The sequence below is a fragment of the Novosphingobium sp. BL-S-19 genome, assembly GCF_055521675.1.
This window is the reverse complement of record NZ_CM145498.1, coordinates 1,737,070-1,754,899: the sequence shown is the minus strand read 5'-3', so window position 1 is coordinate 1,754,899 and position 17,830 is coordinate 1,737,070. Positions and strand designations below refer to the sequence as shown.

The 17,830-nt window shown below is 63.6% G+C and carries 17 protein-coding genes and 3 tRNA genes; 11 read left to right on the top strand and 9 right to left on the bottom strand.

Annotated features, from left to right (window positions below; translation table 11 throughout):
• Positions 1 to 67 precede the first annotated feature (67 nt).
• Complete coding sequence (locus tag ACZ1JV_RS16480; RefSeq protein WP_465152405.1) at positions 68 to 1,852, top strand: ABC-F family ATP-binding cassette domain-containing protein; 1,785 nt, start codon at positions 68 to 70, stop codon at positions 1,850 to 1,852.
• Positions 1,853 to 2,030: 178 nt separating this feature from the next.
• Here the strand turns inward: ACZ1JV_RS16480 and ACZ1JV_RS16475 are convergent, their stop codons facing one another.
• The gene (locus tag ACZ1JV_RS16475; RefSeq protein ID WP_465152404.1) at positions 2,031 to 3,272 is read right to left on the bottom strand and encodes a glycosyltransferase; all 1,242 of its coding nucleotides are present in this window, start codon (positions 3,270 to 3,272) and stop codon (positions 2,031 to 2,033) included.
• Positions 3,273 to 3,295: 23 nt separating this feature from the next.
• Positions 3,296 to 3,868: a helix-turn-helix domain-containing protein gene (locus tag ACZ1JV_RS16470; RefSeq protein WP_465152403.1), complete on the bottom strand. Its 573-nt coding sequence runs from the start codon at positions 3,866 to 3,868 to the stop codon at positions 3,296 to 3,298.
• Between the two features lie 90 nt (positions 3,869 to 3,958).
• Between ACZ1JV_RS16470 and ACZ1JV_RS16465 the strand changes: the two genes are divergently transcribed.
• Positions 3,959 to 4,456 (top strand): DUF6456 domain-containing protein, encoded by a 498-nt coding sequence (locus tag ACZ1JV_RS16465; RefSeq protein WP_465152402.1) that lies wholly within the window; start codon positions 3,959 to 3,961, stop codon positions 4,454 to 4,456.
• Between the two features lie 72 nt (positions 4,457 to 4,528).
• On the opposite strand, the gene secF is transcribed toward ACZ1JV_RS16465, so the two are convergent.
• Genes secF through yajC form a run of 3 tightly spaced genes read right to left on the bottom strand, consistent with a single transcriptional unit; the run spans position 4,529 to position 7,519 of the window.
• Positions 4,529 to 5,515, bottom strand: a complete 987-nt coding sequence (secF, locus tag ACZ1JV_RS16460) for a protein translocase subunit SecF (RefSeq protein WP_465138184.1) — start codon at positions 5,513 to 5,515, stop codon at positions 4,529 to 4,531.
• A 12-nt stretch (positions 5,516 to 5,527) separates the two neighbouring features.
• Complete coding sequence (secD, locus tag ACZ1JV_RS16455) at positions 5,528 to 7,144, bottom strand: protein translocase subunit SecD (RefSeq protein WP_465152401.1); 1,617 nt, start codon at positions 7,142 to 7,144, stop codon at positions 5,528 to 5,530.
• A gap of 39 nt (positions 7,145 to 7,183) precedes the next feature.
• Positions 7,184 to 7,519 carry a preprotein translocase subunit YajC gene (yajC, locus tag ACZ1JV_RS16450; protein ID WP_465138182.1) on the bottom strand — a complete coding sequence of 112 codons (336 nt, stop codon included), beginning with the start codon at positions 7,517 to 7,519 and terminating at the stop codon, positions 7,184 to 7,186.
• 324 nt (positions 7,520 to 7,843) lie between these two features.
• Between yajC and ACZ1JV_RS16445 the strand changes: the two genes are divergently transcribed.
• The 4 genes from ACZ1JV_RS16445 (at position 7,844) to aroQ (ending at position 9,489) form a co-directional block, all read left to right on the top strand.
• A tRNA-Pro gene (locus tag ACZ1JV_RS16445) sits at positions 7,844 to 7,920 on the top strand.
• Positions 7,921 to 8,064: 144 nt separating this feature from the next.
• On the top strand, positions 8,065 to 8,478 hold the full coding sequence (locus tag ACZ1JV_RS16440) for a holin family protein (RefSeq protein WP_465152400.1): 414 nt from the start codon (positions 8,065 to 8,067) through the stop codon (positions 8,476 to 8,478).
• A 71-nt stretch (positions 8,479 to 8,549) separates the two neighbouring features.
• Positions 8,550 to 8,951, top strand: coding sequence for a hypothetical protein (locus tag ACZ1JV_RS16435; RefSeq protein ID WP_465152399.1), 402 nt, complete (start codon positions 8,550 to 8,552; stop codon positions 8,949 to 8,951).
• A 100-nt stretch (positions 8,952 to 9,051) separates the two neighbouring features.
• Positions 9,052 to 9,489 (top strand): type II 3-dehydroquinate dehydratase, encoded by a 438-nt coding sequence (aroQ, locus tag ACZ1JV_RS16430; protein WP_465152398.1) that lies wholly within the window; start codon positions 9,052 to 9,054, stop codon positions 9,487 to 9,489.
• Here the strand turns inward: aroQ and ACZ1JV_RS16425 are convergent.
• Both ACZ1JV_RS16425 and ACZ1JV_RS16420 read right to left on the bottom strand, forming a co-directional pair.
• Positions 9,486 to 9,986, bottom strand: coding sequence for a hypothetical protein (locus ACZ1JV_RS16425; protein WP_465152397.1), 501 nt, complete (start codon positions 9,984 to 9,986; stop codon positions 9,486 to 9,488). The genes aroQ and ACZ1JV_RS16425 overlap by 4 nt on opposite strands.
• Before the next feature lie 23 nt (positions 9,987 to 10,009).
• The gene (locus ACZ1JV_RS16420; RefSeq protein ID WP_465152396.1) at positions 10,010 to 10,477 is read right to left on the bottom strand and encodes an Lrp/AsnC family transcriptional regulator; all 468 of its coding nucleotides are present in this window, start codon (positions 10,475 to 10,477) and stop codon (positions 10,010 to 10,012) included.
• Between the two features lie 352 nt (positions 10,478 to 10,829).
• On the opposite strand from ACZ1JV_RS16420, the gene ACZ1JV_RS16415 reads away from it, so the two are divergent.
• From ACZ1JV_RS16415 to ACZ1JV_RS16395, 5 genes are all read left to right on the top strand, one after another.
• Positions 10,830 to 12,725: a histidine kinase gene (locus ACZ1JV_RS16415; protein ID WP_465152395.1), complete on the top strand. Its 1,896-nt coding sequence runs from the start codon at positions 10,830 to 10,832 to the stop codon at positions 12,723 to 12,725.
• Positions 12,726 to 12,773: 48 nt separating this feature from the next.
• Complete coding sequence (locus ACZ1JV_RS16410) at positions 12,774 to 13,778, top strand: polysaccharide deacetylase family protein (RefSeq protein ID WP_465152394.1); 1,005 nt, start codon at positions 12,774 to 12,776, stop codon at positions 13,776 to 13,778.
• A 64-nt stretch (positions 13,779 to 13,842) separates the two neighbouring features.
• Positions 13,843 to 13,918: transfer RNA gene (locus ACZ1JV_RS16405), tRNA-Ile, on the top strand.
• 54 nt (positions 13,919 to 13,972) lie between these two features.
• Positions 13,973 to 14,049 (top strand) — tRNA-Pro (locus ACZ1JV_RS16400).
• 213 nt (positions 14,050 to 14,262) lie between these two features.
• Complete coding sequence (locus ACZ1JV_RS16395) at positions 14,263 to 15,498, top strand: tyrosine-type recombinase/integrase (RefSeq protein WP_465152393.1); 1,236 nt, start codon at positions 14,263 to 14,265, stop codon at positions 15,496 to 15,498.
• A gap of 319 nt (positions 15,499 to 15,817) precedes the next feature.
• On the opposite strand, the gene groL is transcribed toward ACZ1JV_RS16395, so the two are convergent.
• On the bottom strand, positions 15,818 to 17,437 hold the full coding sequence (groL, locus tag ACZ1JV_RS16390; RefSeq protein ID WP_465152392.1) for a chaperonin GroEL: 1,620 nt from the start codon (positions 17,435 to 17,437) through the stop codon (positions 15,818 to 15,820).
• Positions 17,438 to 17,493: 56 nt separating this feature from the next.
• Positions 17,494 to 17,808, bottom strand: coding sequence for a co-chaperone GroES (gene groES / locus ACZ1JV_RS16385; RefSeq protein ID WP_054436084.1), 315 nt, complete (start codon positions 17,806 to 17,808; stop codon positions 17,494 to 17,496).
• Positions 17,809 to 17,830 lie beyond the last annotated feature (22 nt).

Sequence of the window (17,830 nt, the reverse complement as noted above, 5' to 3'; positions counted from 1 at the left end):
CCGCAGCGCAGCCCACCGTGAGAGGTCGCTTGCCAGCCCCCCGCTCTGGCCTGTAGGGCGCGCAGCCATGGCACTTGCACCAATTCTCAGCTGGGAAGGCCTTGGCCTGATCCAGGGCTCCGGCTGGCTCTTCCAGGACCTCGACATCAACATCGCCCCGCGCGACCGGCTGGCGCTGATCGGCCGCAACGGCGCGGGCAAGACCACGCTGCTGAAGCTGATCGCCGGCACCGTGGATGCGGACAAGGGCACGCGCTCCGTCCAGCCCGGCACGCGCGTGGTGACACTGGAGCAGGATCCGTTCTTCACCGGGTTCGACACCCTGCTCGATTTCGCGATCCACGGCGACGATGCGCCGCAACGGCACGAGGTCGAAGCGATCGCCGACCAGCTCGGTGTGGACCTCTCGCGCGAAGCCAAGAGTGCATCGGGTGGTGAACGCCGCCGCGCCGCGCTTTGCCGCGCCCTCGCCTCCGAGCCGGACCTGCTGCTGCTGGACGAGCCGACCAACCACCTGGACCTTGCCGCGATCGACTGGCTGGAAAGCTGGCTGCAGCGCTACAACGGCGCGTTCGTGGTGATCAGCCACGACCGTACCTTCCTGACCCGCCTGACCAACGCCACGCTCTGGCTGGACCGGGGCGGCCTGCGCCGCCGCGACATCGGTTTCGGCGGTTACGAGGCGTGGGAAGAGGAAGTCTATGCCGAAGAGGCCCGCGCCGCCGCCAAGCTTGATGCCAAGCTGAAGATTGAGGCGCATTGGCTGGAACGCGGCGTGACCGCGCGGCGCAAGCGCAACCAGGGCCGCCTTGCCAAGCTTTGGGAAATGCGTGCCCAGCGCGCCTCCATGATGGGCCCGCAAGGCGCGGCGAAGCTGGCCGTGGTGGCGGACGACAGCAAGACCAAGTCGGTCATCGTCGCCGAACACGTGACCAAGCGGTTTGGAGACCGCACGATCATCAAGGACTTCAACTTGCGCATCCAGCGCGGCGACCGCATCGGCGTGGTCGGCGCCAATGGTTCGGGCAAGACCACGCTGCTCAAGATCCTGATGGGCGAAATGCAGCCCGATGAGGGCAAGGTGACGCGCGCGGCCACGCTGGACGCCACCTTCATCGACCAGCAGCGCAGCCGCATGAATCCCGAAATGCGCATCCGCGACGTACTGGCCGAAGGCGGTGACTGGATCGACGTGGTCGGCGTCCGCAAGCACATCCAGGGCTACCTCAAGGACTTTCTGTTCGATCCCGGCCTTGTCGAGGCGAAAGTCGGTACCCTATCGGGCGGCGAGCGTTCGCGCCTGCTGTTCGCCCGCGAGTTCGCCCGCACGTCGAACCTGCTGGTGCTGGACGAACCGACCAACGACCTCGACCTTGAAACGCTGGACCTGCTGCAGGAAGTGATCGCGGATTACGATGGCACCGTGCTGATAGTCAGCCACGATCGTGACTTCCTGGATCGCACGGTGAACGTCACGCTCGGCCTCGATGGATCGGGCCATATCGACGTGATCGCGGGCGGTTATGCCGACTGGGAGGCCAAGCGCCGCCAGCGCACCAGCGCCGGCAAGGCCAAGACGAAGGCAGAGGGCGCCGCTCCGCCCCCTCCCCCGCCGCCGAAGAAGGGCAAACTGTCCTACAAGGACCAGCGCGACTACGAACTGCTGCCCAAGAAGATCGAGGAACTGGAAGCGGCCATTGCCCGCGACGAAGCGGCCATGGCCGATCCGGCGCTCTACACCCGCGACCCCGGCAAGTTCGCCAGCCTTTCCGCCGCTATCGACAAGGCGCGCGGCGACAAGGAAGCGGCCGAGGAACGCTGGCTGGAACTGGCCGAACAGGTCGAGGGATAAGCTCCCTTAGGAGATAAGAGACCGTTTGGAAAATGCCCGTGGGGGCATTTTCAGAGCGGCACCAGCCCACTCCCCCACCCTACCACCCATTGGTAGTATCCTGCGGGTGGTAGGGTGGGGGAGTGGGCTGGTGCCGCGAAATTCGCTCTCCGCGAATTTCCAAACAGACTCTAAGGCGTCAGGACGCCGTTACGGCGTCCTGAAGTTCCCCTTCCGGCGCATCCCCAACCGGGCTGCCGTCCAGCACCGCGCGCCAGAAGCGCACGAGGTTCTGCGCGTTCACGCCCCAAGAGAAGCGGGCGACATTGGCGGAGACCTGGTCCTGACTGGGCGGATCGGCAAGGATATCGCGCACGGCTTCGGCAATGGCGACCGGCGTGCGCTCTGCAAGGCGGCCCGCGCTGAGGTCCTGCACCACCTCGCGGGCACCGCCGATATCCGGAATGACGATAGGCGTGCCGCAGGCAAGTCCTTCGATCCAGACGTTCGCCAGCCCCTCGCTGGCGGAGGGCAAGACGAGCACATCGGCGGCACAAAGCAGGTGCGGCAGTAGATCATGCCCCACCTGCCCCAGGAACTGCACCCGATCGTCCACGCCCAGCGACTTGGCCAGCGCCCGTAGCGGGCGTTCGTCCTCGCCAACGCCCGCCAGCGCCAGACGCACATCGGGAAGCTGCGCCAGAGCCTCGATAACCAGCCGCTGGCCCTTGCGCGGAATCAGGGAGCCCGGCGTCACGATCAGCGGCCCTTCGGACCAGATGCCGAGATCAGGCAAGGCCGATACCAGCGCCCGCGCCGCGCCGCGCTCTATGGGGTGGAACCGCTCGCGATCGAGGCCGGTGTAGTGAACGACGATGCGGTCCGCCGGCATGCCCAGCGCGATCATATCGGCCTTGAGCGCCTCGCTCACCGCCAGCAGTCCGGCCGCCTGATGCGCGGCCTGCTGCATCTGCTTCAGCGCGGCGGGTCGCTGGCCCCAATAGTGGATGTCCGCCCCGCGCGACTTGATGGTCAGCGGCAGGCCCAGTTCACGCGCAACGATGGCCGCGGCGGGGCCATCGGGGAAGAAGAACTGCGCGTCCACCAGATCGAACGGCTGCTCCGCATGAAGCTGCCGGGCCAGCGGCAGCACCGCCTTGGCGATTCGCGCCGGGTTGCTGTCTCCACCGATCTTCGGGATCAGCGTGAATTTGGGATAGAGCACTTCGATCCCGGAAGCATCGCTCGCCTCGGGAAGCGCAGCCAGCGCATCGTAGGGCTTGCGGCGCGAAAGCGGCCATGGCGGCACGCCGACCGGGCTCACCATCACAAGGTCCACCGCGCAGTTAGCGACCACCGCGCGCATCTGGTTGCCCACGAAAATGCCGAAGGATGGCTTCGCGGGATTGGGAAACAGCGTGGCAATCGAGAGGATGCGCATGAGGTGCCTCTATGCGGGAGAAGTTAGAGCTTTCTGACCAGCATCTCCGCAACCGCCAGCCATTGCGGATGTTCCACAGGGACTTGCGCCCGCCCGACAGCCGGAGGCGAGAGCACGACGCCTTCTCCCGCGCAATCGATCAGGCGGCCGAATGCAAAGCGGCCGGCCGGGCGTGGCACCAGCACGTCGCGGTTGAGCAAACGCATGGCCTGCGCCGGCGGATATTGCCGCATCCACACCTGATCTCCGGCGCGGTATTCGCCGGCCGAACTCTCCACATCCAGCACCAGCCACGGCGCGTCGGCCGCCAGTTCGCTGGGCAGAACCGCCTCACGCGGGGCCAGCGGCGCTTCAGGCCCGGCCTCGGTCAAGACTGCGACGATCATCGCCGGATCACGCGCTTCGCTGCGCAGCAAGAGTTCCGGCTCAACCTGCAGTGCGGCGGCGATCCGGTTCATCCAGCCCAGCGAAAGCGTGCGCATTCCGGTTTCCAGCCGTCCGATGGTCTGCGCGGTCGTCGGCGGTTGGCAGGCGGCGGCGACATCGGCCAGCGTCAGCCCCTTCTGCTGGCGGATGTCGCGGATGCGGTTGATCAAGGCGGGCTCCGGAATAACCAATTAGGTTTTCATTTTCCTACACGTGATCCATTTTGGCAAGTTCCCTCCGATCCAAATCGGGAGGCATCGATGAAGCAGCATCTGGTGGAACGCGAACTTACCAGCGAAGGACCCGCCGCGAGCGACGGTCCAGCCAATGACGCAAGGACACGGCGGAATCGCCGTACCGTGACGGTCAATCTCGCCGAATCGTCGCTTTCCTGGCTCCACGCGCGGGGCCACCTCAGCGACCGGCGCTTCGCCGCCGGCGAATTGCTGCGCGCCGACTGGGAACGTGCCCAGTTGTCACCCCGCGTGACGATGCGTTGGGAGCCGGTGCGGATCGGCGGCAGCTCGGGCACTGCGGACCTTACACCGGGCGAGCGCCAGATCGCCGCCAAGGCGCGCTTCGACGGGGCGATCGCGGCCGCCGGTCCCGGGCTGGAAGACGTTCTGTGGCGCGTGGTCTGTGCCGGGGAATCGCTGCCCCTCGCCGAAAAGGCGCTGGGCTGGCCGGTGCGCAGCGGCAAGCTGGTGTTGGGCCTCGCCCTCGACCGGGTGGCGGATTACCACCGAATCCCGGAATAAGTCGGCTGGCACGAAAAAGGGGCCACTCCCTTTCCGGGAATGGCCCCTAATCCATTTCAAGCCGAACCGGCGTCAGGGACGCGCGCTACGCTCCCGCGCAAGGCGTTCCTGGCGGTCGATCTCGCTCTCGGTCTTGACGAAGCTGTCGCTGGTCACGCCCAGCCAGATCAGGATCGGGGCGGACATGAAGATCGAGCTGTAGGTACCGATGAAGATGCCCAGCGTGATCGCAGCGGTGAAGCCGAAGATCACGTCCGGACCCAGCAGCAGCAGCGACACGAGCATGATCAGCACCGACAGCGAGGTCGCGACCGTGCGCGACAGCGTCTCGTTCACCGAGAGGTCGAGCAGTTCGTTCATCGGCATGCGCCGGTACTTCTTCATATTCTCGCGAATACGGTCATAGACGACGATCTTGTCGTTCAGCGAGTAGCCCAGCAGCGTCAGCAGGGCCGCAACGATGTTGAGGTCGAACTCCATCTGCGTCAGCGAGAACATGCCCACCGTCAGCAGGATGTCCTGCACCAGTGCGAACAAGGCACCGGCCGCGAATTGCCATTCGAAGCGGATCCAGATGTAGATCGAGATACAGATCATCGCGAGGCCGAGCGCGACCATGCCGGTGTGGAACAGTTCACCCGAAACCTTGCCAGAGACCGAATCGACACCGTCGACACGGGCATCGGCGAAGTCATGGCGCACCTTCTCGGTGATCTGGCGTGCCATGCCGTCGGCCAGCTTCGGATTGTCATCCGCGCCTGCCGGCAGCTTCATGCGGACCGAGACTTCGTTCGGCTTGCCGAAAGTCTGGATCACCGGTTCGCCAAAGCCCAGCGAATCGACGCTCTTGCGCAGCGCGCCGACCGGTGCCGTCGCGCTATGTTCGAAGGTCACGCGGATCATCTGGCCGCCGACGAAGTCGACGCCCAGGTTGAGCCCGTGGGTGAACAGCAGCACGATGGACGCAGCCATCGCCAGCAGGTTGGTAATGAAGAACGGCCACTGCCAGCGCAGGAAGTGGATATTCGTGTGATCGGGGATAAGCTTTAGGAGCTTCATGCGCCGGTACCTTTATACGTTCAGGTCGCTGGGGCGGGTGCGACGCAACCAGCCCGCAACCCACATCCGGCTCATCGTGACGGCGGTGAACACCGAAGTGACGATGCCGATCATGAGGACGACGGCGAAACCACGAACCGGGCCCGAACCGAACGCAAACATCAGCACGGCCGAAATGGCATTGGTGATGTTGGCATCGAAAATGGCGCGGCTTGCTTCCTTGTAGCCCAGTTCGACCGACTGCACGACGCGGCGGCCACGGTGGCGTTCCTCGCGGATACGCTCGTTGATCAGCACGTTGGCGTCGACTGCGGCACCGATGGTCAGAACAAAACCGGCGATGCCCGGCAGCGTCAGCGTCGTTCCCAGCATGGCCATGATGCCAAGGATCATCAGCACGTTGAAGATCAGCGCCAGGTTGGCATAGGCGCCGAAGCGGCCATAGGTCAGGAAGATGAACAGCATCAGCAGAACGGTGCCGACGCCCATGGCGATGACGCCCTTCTGGATCGAATCCGCGCCAAGGTCGGGGCCAACGGTACGTTCCTCGACAACGGTGAGGTCGACCGGCAGCGCGCCCGAACGCAGCGCGATGGCAAGCTGAGTGGCCGACTGGACAGTGAAGCTGCCCGAAATCTGCGCACCGCCGCCAAGGATCGGTTCGCGAATGCTGGGGGCCGAAAGCACCTTGCCGTCAAGGATGATGGCGAAGCGCTTGCCGACGTTTTCGGTGGTCAGCTTGGCGAACTTTTCGCCGCCCTGCTGGTTGAAGGTGATCGAGACGACGGGCGCGTTGGTCTTCTGTTCGAAGCCTTGCTTGGCATCGGTCAGTTCGTCGCCCTTGATGCCACCCAGACGCTTCACCGCAATCACGGGAACGCCTTGCGCGGCAGGATCCTTGGGATCGGCCCAGGGAACGACCTGCGAACCCGGCGGCACGATGCCCTTGGCCAGATCGCTGGGTACGGCAGTTTCGTCCACCATCTTGAATTCAAGCTTGGCGGTCTGGCCCAGCAGGTTCTTCAGCGCCTGCGGGTCCTGAAGACCGGGCACCTGCACGTCGATGCGGGTGCCGCCCAGGCGGCGAATGTCGGGCTCCTTGGTGCCGAGCGCGTCGATACGCTTGCGCACGACTTCAACGGCAGTCTCCATCGCGTTGCTGATCGCAAGGTCGATGCCGGCCTGCGTTGGCACCAGGATGAACCGGTTGCCGTCTTGCACGGTGATGTCCCAATCGCGCTGGCCCGAAAGGCCGGCACCGGACGTCAGCGGCAGAATTGCCTCGCGTGCAGCGTCCACCTGCGCGGGATCGCGCACGGTGAAGCTCAGCTTGCCGCCGGAGCTGGAAACGTCACCGATGGAAATGCGCGGCTCGGCCTGGCCAAGGCGGGTGCGCACGGATTCTTCCATGCCTTCCAGACGTTGCTGGGTGACCTGATCGCGATTGGCTTCCAGCAGCAGACGGCTACCGCCTGCCAGATCGAGGCCCAGATTGATCTTGGGGCTCGGCAGTGCGCTTGGCCAGTTCAGGTTCGGCGAAAGCGAAACCAGCGAAGGCAGGGCGCAGGCGCTGAAAAACAGCGTCAGCGCCCAATACCAGGCCTTCTTCCAGGTAGGAAATTCGAGCATAGCCTCAGGCTTCTCTCAATAAGATGTAGGGCCGAAGCCTCAGTCGTTGGCGGGCTTGGAACCGGCAGGCGGGATCACGTCGACGATGGTCGACTTCACGGCCTTCACCTTCACGCCCTGCGCCAGTTCGATGTCGACATAGTTGTCGTCCACGCGCAGCACCTTGCCGACGAAACCGCCGCCGGTCAGCACTTCATCGCCCTTCTTCAGCTCTGACAGCTTGTTCCGGTGTTCCTTCTGCTGCTTCATCTGCGGGCGCATGATGAGGAACCAGAAGATACCGGCCATCGCCACGAAGGGCAGATACTGGATCCAGGCAGGCGGGGTGCCCGCGGGCGCGGCGGCGGCAAGCAGGTTGATGATCGAGCTTTGCATTGAGATGGAAGGCCTTCTTGTCGTTTCGTTCCGGCGCGAACAGTGCGTTACATCGAATCCGGGCATCGGATCTGCCGCACGCCCCGCCCCGAAACCCCCCGCCGGATTCATCGGATGGGCGCGGTTAGCAATAAAGCGGAAGGCTGGCAACGCGCGCACGAACGCCCTCCCCCCGGATCACGGGCAGATGGGCCTGATCGCCAACACTTCAAGAGCATTCGGCCCTTGCCAATTCATCCACAGCCTTGGCGCAACCAGAGCAAAGAAAGTGGCGAAAGGACGCTTGCGCTATCCGATCGACGTGCCTATAGGCCGCGCTCCGGTCGGGACGTAGCGCAGCCTGGTAGCGCATCACACTGGGGGTGTGGGGGTCGGAGGTTCGAATCCTCTCGTCCCGACCAATTTTCCAAAATCGTCGAATAGCAATCCTTCCCTTCGGGGAGCGGCTCCTCGCGCGCATCGACGACGGCGAACTCCGCCATTTTCCTACACGAACCGATTTGGCTATCTGGTTGCAGGCTACAATCCGAAATGGAGTGCCTGCCATGCCCCTGCTCGATTCCCTGATCGCCCCGGTCGCCAAGATCATCGACAAAGTGATCCCCGACCCCGAAGCGCGCGATCGCGCCAAGCTGGAACTGCTGAAACTGCAGAACATGCAGGAACTGGAACTGCTGCAGACCAGCCTTTCCGCGATCGTCGCCGAAGCCAATGCCGCCGATCCCTGGACCAGCCGGGCACGGCCTAGTTTTCTCTACGTGATCTATATCCTGCTGTTGTGGTCGCTGCCGATGGGCCTGATCGGCGCCTTCAGCCCTGCGATTGCAAAAGCCATCGCCGGCGCCATGACGACCTATCTCAATGGCATCCCCGAACCGCTCTATGCGCTCTTCGGCACCGGCTACCTTGGCTATTCGGCCATGCGCCAATGGGGCAAGACCAAGGGCTCGGATCGCTAACATTCCGCTAACGCTTGCCTGATAAACCTCCTCGCGAGCGGCTGGAATGCCGCCTTGCGAGGAGCGTCTGCGTGTTTCGGAATGTCGTGCGATCGATACTGCTTGCGCCGGCATCGGTGCTGGTGCTGACCGGGTGCGGCCAAAGCCGCGAGGCGGAACTCGAACAGCAGCTTGCCGAAGCCAAGGCCGAGGCGCAGGCGGCCAACGAATCCGCCGCCCGCGCGACTTCGGCCGAGAAAAAGGCGCGCGCCTCCGCCGATCTTGCCAAATTCTATGGCGGCGACGAAACGACGACGGACGATTCGCAGGATCAGCAGGACAAGGAAAAGCCGGGCGATACTCCCGTGGACACCGCACCAGCGCCTGCGCCGGGCGCCGCTGTCGCCGCACCTGCATCGGGACCGGTCGTTCCTCTGACACCCATCGAAGAAGGCCCATTCCGCGTCGGCGAAAAGCCCGCCCCCGTCGGCTGAACGCCGGCCGGCCGCTTGGCAGTTCGGGCGCATCTGCGCTAGACGGACGCCGCCGAGCGCGCCTCCAGCGCGCCGATGACATCATAGGGAATTTCGCGAAATGGCAGCCAGGCTGGTCTATGTTCTGAACGGCCCCAACCTCAATCGGCTGGGCCTTCGCGAGCCCGGCATCTACGGCTCGCAAACGCTGGACGATATCGCCGCCATGCTGGTCGAACGCGGAGAAGCGCTCGATTTCCAGATCGATTTGCGCCAGTCGAATCATGAAGGCCATCTTGTCGACTGGCTGCACGAGGCGGAGGACAACGGCGTACATGCCGTGCTGCTGAACGCCGGCGCCTACACGCACACTTCGATCGCGCTGCACGATGCGATCCGCGCGATCAAGGTTCCGGTGATCGAGGTTCACCTCTCCAACCCGCACTTGCGCGAGGAATTCCGCCACAAGTCCTGGGTCGGCATGGCCGCCAAGGGCACGGTCGCGGGCTTCGGCGCGCAGAGCTACCTGATTGCACTGGAAGCCGCGGCCACGCTTTAAGAGCGGGCCACGCACTCCAGATTCTCGCCCCTATCGGCGCGAACCGAAATGATGTGCTGAATGAATTCCTTCAGGCGCCCCTCTGCATCGGGCTCCATGCCATCCTGAACGATCGCGACGTCGCAGATGCCAGCGCGGGCAAGAGAAACCAAAGCAGGGCGCAATTCATTGGGCCCTGCCGAGCCAGACAATCCGATCACGATATGGGAGGTCGGTTGCCAACCCGTGCCGACGTCGTCGGCAGTACCGTGGCGCAGGCGATCCACCAGATTCGGGATAACCTTCCCGCCTTCTTTCCAGACACCGAATGTGCCGTCATATTCGGGAAGCGAGCGCCGTTCCGAGATCGGCACATAAACGCTGTCGAGGGTGGCCCCCAGCACGAAATCCGGTTCGCGCGCATGCCTACCCTGCGTGAACAACCAGAGGTTTCCAGACGCCAACGACAACGCCGCGCCCAGCAAAAGGACGCGGCGCTCTTTTCTTGTCATCGCCACCTGCAATTGCCCGCTGGCTACCCTCAGGCCTCCAGCGGGACGCCGGGCACGTTCTTGGCCGTGCGGATCGTCAGCGAGGTTTTCACGCTATCCACGTTCGGCGCGGGCGTCAGCTTGCTGGTGAGGAATTCCTGGAAGCTCTGCAGGTCGCGGCTGACGATCTTCAGGATGAAGTCGATCTCGCCATTGAGCATGTGGCACTCACGCACTTCGGGCAGGCCCTTCATGTGGTCCTCGAACGCGCGCAGCGATTCCTCGGCCTGGCTCTTCAGGCTGACCAGCGCGAAAACCGTGATCGTGAAACCAAGCTTCGAGGCATCAAGGTCAGCATGATAACCCTGGATGATCCCCGATTCCTCAAGGCTGCGCACACGGCGCAGGCACGGCGGCGCCGTCAGGCCAACGCGCTGCGCCAGTTCGACGTTGGTAATTCGGCCTTCGCTTTGCAGCTCCGCCAGAAGGCGGCGGTCGATTTCATCGAGATTGATCATGCGAATCTTTCCTTGCGGGCGCACCGGCGTCGTCCGGCCTGTAACTTCCACTCGAAAACGCTTGCGCCCCTGTAATATTATTATCCCTTAACGTAATCGTCCGGCATTGCAACGCCTAGAATCCGTCCACTTCCCCTGTCTGCACAGTTTGCTAGATGTTATGCTGGCTGCCAGACATCGTCCCAAATGGTGCGGAAGATCGCGGTTTGGCGGCAATTTTGCGGGTGGCTGTCCGGTGACCTCTCCTTAAGCCATTTACCTTAAGGATGTGGCCGGAGGGGCAAAGCAGTGTGAGTCTTGAGGTCCGGCGGCCCATTGGCGGATGGGCGGTTAGGACCGGTTTGGAGCTTGAATGCATTTCGACGATCGTCTTGCCACGGTGTTGCGACTGCCGACTACGGGCGAGGCCTTGGCACGTATCCAGTACCGACAACTGGTGGATATTCTCGGCCGGCTTCCAGCCAATGCCCGGTCCTGGGCGGTGGCTGCCGGCTTTGCGCAACTGCGAGAACTGGACAAGGTGATCCCTGCTGCGGACCGTGCGCGACTGATTGCTCAGCCGCTGCAGCCGCTCAGCAATCCCCGCCTGCTTGCCCGCCTTGCCGAAGCCGAACCGCAAGTGGCCACGGCCGCAGTGCGCACCGCCAAGCTGCCCGAAGACACCTGGTTGACGCTGATACCGGCGCTGCCCGTCCGCGCACGCGGCATCCTGCGCCATCGGCGCGACCTTGGCCCCAAGGTCGATTCCCTGCTGGACCGGCTGGGCGTGCAGGACCGCGCGCTGCCGCCGGCAGACGCACTCGAACTCGACGACCTGCTGGAAGCAGAGGCGCCTGCGGGTGTAGAAACTGCGGCTGTAGAAGAGGCACTGCCCGCCGAACCCGCTCCCACGCCCGAAGCGATCCCGGCGGCGCAGCTCGCACCAGCAATGCCGCGCATACCGGAAACGGTCACACCGATTCGGGCCGCCGATACGACGCCCTTCGCCGAGTTCGAACAGGCCGCCGCCTCGCTGGGCGTTGCGCCGCCGCCGACCAATACCGAAGCCGGCATCGGCGCGATCGTTCGCCGCATCGAGGAATTCCGCAAGGCCCGCGAAGCGCTGGGCAATGGCCACTCCGGCCATGATGGCGCGTTCGAAACCCCGCGCCTGCCGCTCGGCGATGCCGCGCCAGCCCTGCCGCGTGCGCCTGCGGCGATCGACTTCAGCACCGATGCGCTGGGCCGCGTCTCCTGGGTGGACGGCGTACATGCACCGTCACTGATCGGACTGGACCTTTCGGGCCAAAGCGAACATGCCGCCGCTTCGCCGGTGGCGGAGGCTCCGGCCGGCATCGCCTCCGCCATGCGCCATCGCCTGCCGCTGCGGGCCGCGCAGATCGAAATCAGCGGCGCCTCTGCCGTTCGCGGCTCGTGGCAGGTGGACGCCGTGCCCCGCTTCGACCCCGCCAGCGGCAGCTTTGTCGGCTATGTCGGTCGCCTGCGCCGCCCCGCCGTGCTGGCCGCCGTCGGTGCCGCCGTGCAAGGTGATGGCGAGGCCGATCGGCTGCGCCAGATCCTGCATGAACTGCGCACTCCCGCCAATGCGATACAGGTCGCGGCGGAGATCATCCAACAACAGCTCTACGGCCCCGCACCGCATGAATATCGCGCGCTCGCCGCCGCGATTGCAGGCGATTGCGCGCATATCCTTGCCGGGTTCGAGGAACTGGACCGCCTTGTCCGCCTGGAGACCGGCGTGCTTGGCCTGGAATCAGGCGAATGCGATCTGGCCGCGGTGCTGGCCGAAACGGTCAATCGACTGAAGGCCTGGACCGAGCCGCGCCACAGCGGCTTCGCCCTGCCCCCCGCCGCCGCACACGTCCCGCCCATCCCGCTGGACCGCACGGAGACGGAGCGGTTGGTCTGGCGTCTGTTCGCCGCTCTGGCGGGCTCGACCGCGTTCGAGGAAGTGCTGTCCGTGGAATATCGAACCGATCGCCAGGGCATTGTCCTCGCCATCGCGCTGCCCGCTTCGCTGGCCGCGCGGGTGGATGACAACCTTCACGAAATGCCGTCGGCCGAGCGTGGCAGCGCGCTTTCCACCGGCATGTTCGGAATCGGCTTCACCCTGCGCCTGGCCGCTGCAGAGGCCGCCGCCGCCGGCGGTAGCCTTCGGCGCGCAGGCTCCTTCCTGGAACTGTGCCTGCCCGGGTTGACCGCACCGGACGCAGACCATAGCCATTCATCGCAGAGCCGCGCGCTCTGAGCCTTGTCGCCCTGCCGGATGCGACCCGATCGGGGGAATAATTCAGTCTTGTCGGGGCCTAATCTCCTTCAGCCGCCCGAACCGCAGGCTTTCGCCCGTTTCCGGGACGATTTCGGCCAGCGCTTCATCGTCACCGTCGATACCGAGGAGGAGTTCGACTGGGACGCGCCGCTCGATCGTGACCGCTACAGCACAGTCACGGTTTCCGCGCTGCGCCAGTTCCAGGAGTTCTGCGAGGGGTTCGGCGTAAAGCCCACCTACCTCGTCGATTATCCCGTGGCCGATTCGCCCCGCGCGCCGGATGCGATCGGCGAAGCGATCAACGCTGGCCGCGCCGATATCGGCGTGCAATTGCACCCCTGGGTCAGCCCACCGTTCGACGAGGATGTGAACGAATTCAATTCCTACGCCGGCAACCTGCCGTTCGAGCTTGAGCGAGAGAAATTCGGCCGCCTTCATGCCCGTATCGTCGAGGCATTCGGCACCGCGCCGCTAATCTATCGCGCCGGGCGGTATGGACTGGGCCCGCGCACGCACGAGATTTTGGCCGAGCACGGCATCGCCATCGACAGCTCCGTCCGCGCCCGGTTCGACTACAGCAGCACCGGCGGTGCGAACTACCGCGATCATCCGCTGCACCCCTACTGGGTCGATGCCGATCGCCACCTGCTCGAACTGCCGCTGACAACGGTTTACTGGGGCCCGCTGCGGCAGATGGGCAACGTGATCTACCCGCACCTTTGGCGCACCCCGCAAGTGCGCGGCGTGCTTGCCCGCACCGGCCTGCTGGAACGTATCGCGCTTACGCCGGAAGGAATCAGCGTCGAGGAAGCCCTGCGCGGCGTGGACATCGCAATCGACGATGGATTGCCCGTTCTGGTATTTTCTTTCCACAGCCCTTCGCTGGCGCCCGGGCACACGCCTTATGTCCAGAACATCGGGGATCTTGAGGCTTTATACGATTGGTGGCGCCAGCTTTTCACGCATCTGGCCCATCGCGGCGTGCGTCCGACCAGTGTTGGTGAAATCATGGAGGCCGTAGCGCTTGCCTAGTGCGCCGCGTCAAGCTAACGGGCGTTTCACCCGGCGACGTCGATGGCGCCGGGAACGGTACGGGGGGCCTGTAGCTCAGCGGTTAGAGCTGGCCGCTCATAACGGCTAGGTCGCGGGTTCGAATCCTGCCGGGCCCACCATTACCGAGGTTGGGCCGAACACCGGCTCCGCCGGAACATCGACGACCGAAGGGTCGGGGAGTGGCGCAGCCCGGTAGCGCGCTTGCTTTGGGAGCAAGATGTCGCAGGTTCGAATCCTGTCTCCCCGACCATTTCGCTTTTCCAAGACATCCCAGAGCGTCCCAAGAGGGCCCAAGCGGATTTCTTAAGCCCATGTAATTCGTCGATTTTTCGTCCCAGAGAGACCCAGGGGGTGGACTTGCAGCCCACCGCCGATGTTGGCTGTGTGTTGGCTGGCTTTCGCGCCAGCCAACACACAGCCAACACTTGGCCAACAACCCAGAGAGGCGCGATGGAGACAGGAAATGTTGACGGATGTTGCCCTCAGGGCCCTCCAGCCCCGGGACGAAGCCTACAAGAAGTCGGACAGCGGAGGGCTCTTCCTGGTCATCCATCCCACCGGCCGCAAATCATGGCGTTTGGCCTACAGGGTCAATTCCAAACAGAAGTTCGCTTCCGGCGGGACCTATCCCGAAGTGAGCCTGAAGCAGGCGCGAGATTGGCGCGATGCAATCAAGGCTCAACTCACCCTAGGCATGGCACCCACTGCGACGCCCGATCCAGATGGCTACGGCATCAAGGCGACGGTCGTCGTGCCGCCAACGGAAACGTTCGAATCAGTCGCACGTGAGTGGTACGCCAAACGGCTTCCAGGTTGGACGCCACGCTATGCCGGCGTGATCATGCGGCGCCTCGAAGCCGATATCTTTCCGTATGTAGGCAACGAAGCCATTGCCTCGCTCAGTCCCAGGCAAATGCTGGAGGCATTCAGAGCGATCGAAGCTCGGGGTGCGGTTGAGATGGCCCATCGGGTCAAGAATCACTGCAGCGAGGTCTTTCGCTACGCGATTCCCGACGGCCGGTGCGCAAGCGATCCCTGCAGGGACCTGGCGCCCGGCATGGGCCGTCCCAAGCCGGTAAAGCACATGAGCAAGGTGGCAGCGAAAGACCTTCCGGCATTCTTTGCAAAGCTCAATCTCGATCAAGGCGATCGCATGAGCCATCTCGCGCTCCGCTGGACGATGCTGACGATGGTTCGAACGCAAGAAACACGATTCGCCGAGTGGTCGGAATTCGAGGACCTCGACGGCAGCGAGCCGATCTGGAGGATTCCGAGCGAGCGCATGAAGATGCGATCGGAACATATCGTACCGCTACCGCCTCAGGCGATTTCACTTCTGAAAGAGATTCGAGACCTGAACGTCTATCTCGCTGCCGGCAACATGAAGCTCGGCAGGTATCTGTTTCCTGTCGCCAACTCGAAAACCCTCACGATTAGCGAAAACAGGATGCTCGACATCATGTACCGGATCGGCCTGCGCGGAAAAGCGACCGTGCATGGCTTTCGAGGTCTTGCCAGCACGGTTCTCAACGAGAGCGGGCTTTTCGAACCCGATTGGATCGAGCATCAATTGGCTCACGTGTCGCGCGGGGTGAGAGCAGCGTACAATTCGGCCAGATACCTCTCCCACCGACGCAAGATGATGGAGTGGTGGGCGGATTATCTTGAAAAAGCCGAAAAACCGGGAAGTGAAGCTTGAGAGATTCCCATCCTCGGGGGCTAACCACCCTGCCCCCGAGGAACGAGGAACGACGCAAGACCCGTTACATCGTTGAAGCAATTCGCTGGCGGCGTGCAGCAGACTCCGGACAACTTCCGTTCTTGACTAGAGCTCAGCGGTGTCGGCAGCCGACCCTTACCGGGCGTTCAGAGGCAATTTTTGTTTCCCAGGTGCGGACGGGCAGCTTTCCCTCTCAGGGTTCCCAAGCTGCCTGCCAGAAGAGGAGGTCGACGAAGCCCTTGCTTGTCGATGGAATCAGAGACTCCGGGGCCGGCTGGTGCGCCGGCCCCGTCTAACGTCAATAATCCATCGCCGGCATCGGGGCGGATTTCTCCTCTTTCGGCAGTTCGGCCACGAGCGCCTCGGTGGTGATGAGCAGCGAAGCGACCGACGCTGCATCCTGGAGCGCAGTACGCACGACCTTTGCCGGATCGATGACGCCAGCCTTTACCAGATCCTCGTACGTGCCGGTGGCAGCGTTGAAACCCCAGTTGTAGTCCTCGCTCTCGAGCAGCTTGCCGACGATGAACGCGCCGTCCTCGCCGGCATTGTCAACGATCTGCCTAACGGGTGCCCGAAGAGCTCGGCGAACGATGTCGATGCCTGACTGCTGATCGTCATTCGCCACCTTGAGACCATCAAGTGCTTTCAATGCTCGCAGTAGTGCGATCCCGCCGCCCGGCAGGATGCCTTCCTCTACGGCAGCACGGGTCGCATGAAGTGCATCGTCGACGCGGTCCTTGCGCTCTTTGACCTCCACCTCGGTGGCACCACCGACGCGGATCACCGCCACACCGCCCGCGAGCTTGGCCACACGCTCCTGCAGTTTCTCACGGTCGTAATCGCTGGTTGTGTTTTCGATCTGTGAGCGGATCTGGGCGAGGCGGGCATCGATGTCGGAACGCGAGCCCGCGCCATCGACGACGGTCGTGTTATCCTTGTCGATGATGATCTTCTTGGCGCTACCCAACATCGAGACGGTGACGGTCTCGAGCTTGATCCCGAGATCGTCGCTAACGACATTGCCGCCGGTGAGGACGGCGATGTCCTCGAGCATCGCCTTGCGCCGATCGCCGAAGCCCGGCGCCTTGACCGCCGCGACCTTGAGCCCGCCGCGCAGCCTGTTGACGACCAGCGTTGCCAAGGCCTCGCCTTCGACGTCCTCGGCGATGATGAGTAGCGGGCGCCCCGACTGCACCACCTTCTCGAGCAGCGGGACGAGCGCCTGCAGATTCGAGAGCTTCTTCTCGTGGATGAGGATATAGGGATCGTCGAACTCAACCTTGAGCTTCTCGGCATCGGTGACGAAGTAGGGCGAGAGATAGCCGCGGTCGAACTGCATGCCCTCGACCGTTTCGAGTTCGGTCGCGAGGCTCTTGGCCTCCTCGACGGTGATGACGCCTTCGTTGCCGACCTTATCCATCGCCTCGGCGAGAATACGGCCGACTTCCTCGTCGCCATTAGCCGAGATGGTCGCGACCTGCGCGATTTCGCTGTTGGCGCTTACCTTCCTGGCGTGGCTTTCGAGATCGTTGACGACGGCGTTCACGGCGAGATCGATACCCCGCTTGACGTCCATCGGGTTCATCCCCGCGGCGACCGCTTTTGCCCCCTCACGAACAATCGCCTGGGCCAGAACGGTGGCGGTGGTGGTGCCGTCACCGGCCTTGTCGTTCTGCTTGTTGGCGACTTCGCGCAGCAGCTGCGCGCCCATGTTCTCGAACTTGTCCTTGAGTTCGATTTCCTTGGCGACGGTGACGCCGTCCTTGGTGATGCGCGGCGCACCGAACGACTTCTCGATCACGACGTTGCGGCCCTTGGGCCCAAGCGTCACCTTCACCGCGTTGGCCAGCGTATCCACGCCGCGCAGCATGCGATCACGCGCATCGGACGCAAACTTTACTTCCTTGGCAGCCATTGCCAAACTCCTTTCCGATTTTTCCTTCCTGAACGTTAGAGGGACGGCAGGCGTGCTCAGGCCGCCTGCTTCAGCTCAGCCTGGGTTTCGACTACGCCAAGGATATCGCTCTCCTTCATGATGAGCAGATCCTCGTCATCGATCTTGACCTCGGTCCCCGACCATTTGCCGAACAGGATCCGGTCACCGACCTTGACAGATAGTTCGGCGAGTTGCCCGCGATCGTCGCGCGTACCAGGACCGACGGCGAGGACTTCGCCTTCTTGCGGCTTTTCCTTGGCGGTGTCGGGGATAATGATGCCGCCTGAAGTCTTCTCTTCAGCTTCAATGCGGCGGACGACCACACGGTCGTGCAAGGGGCGGAAATGCATGGCAAAACCTCCAGATGCAAAA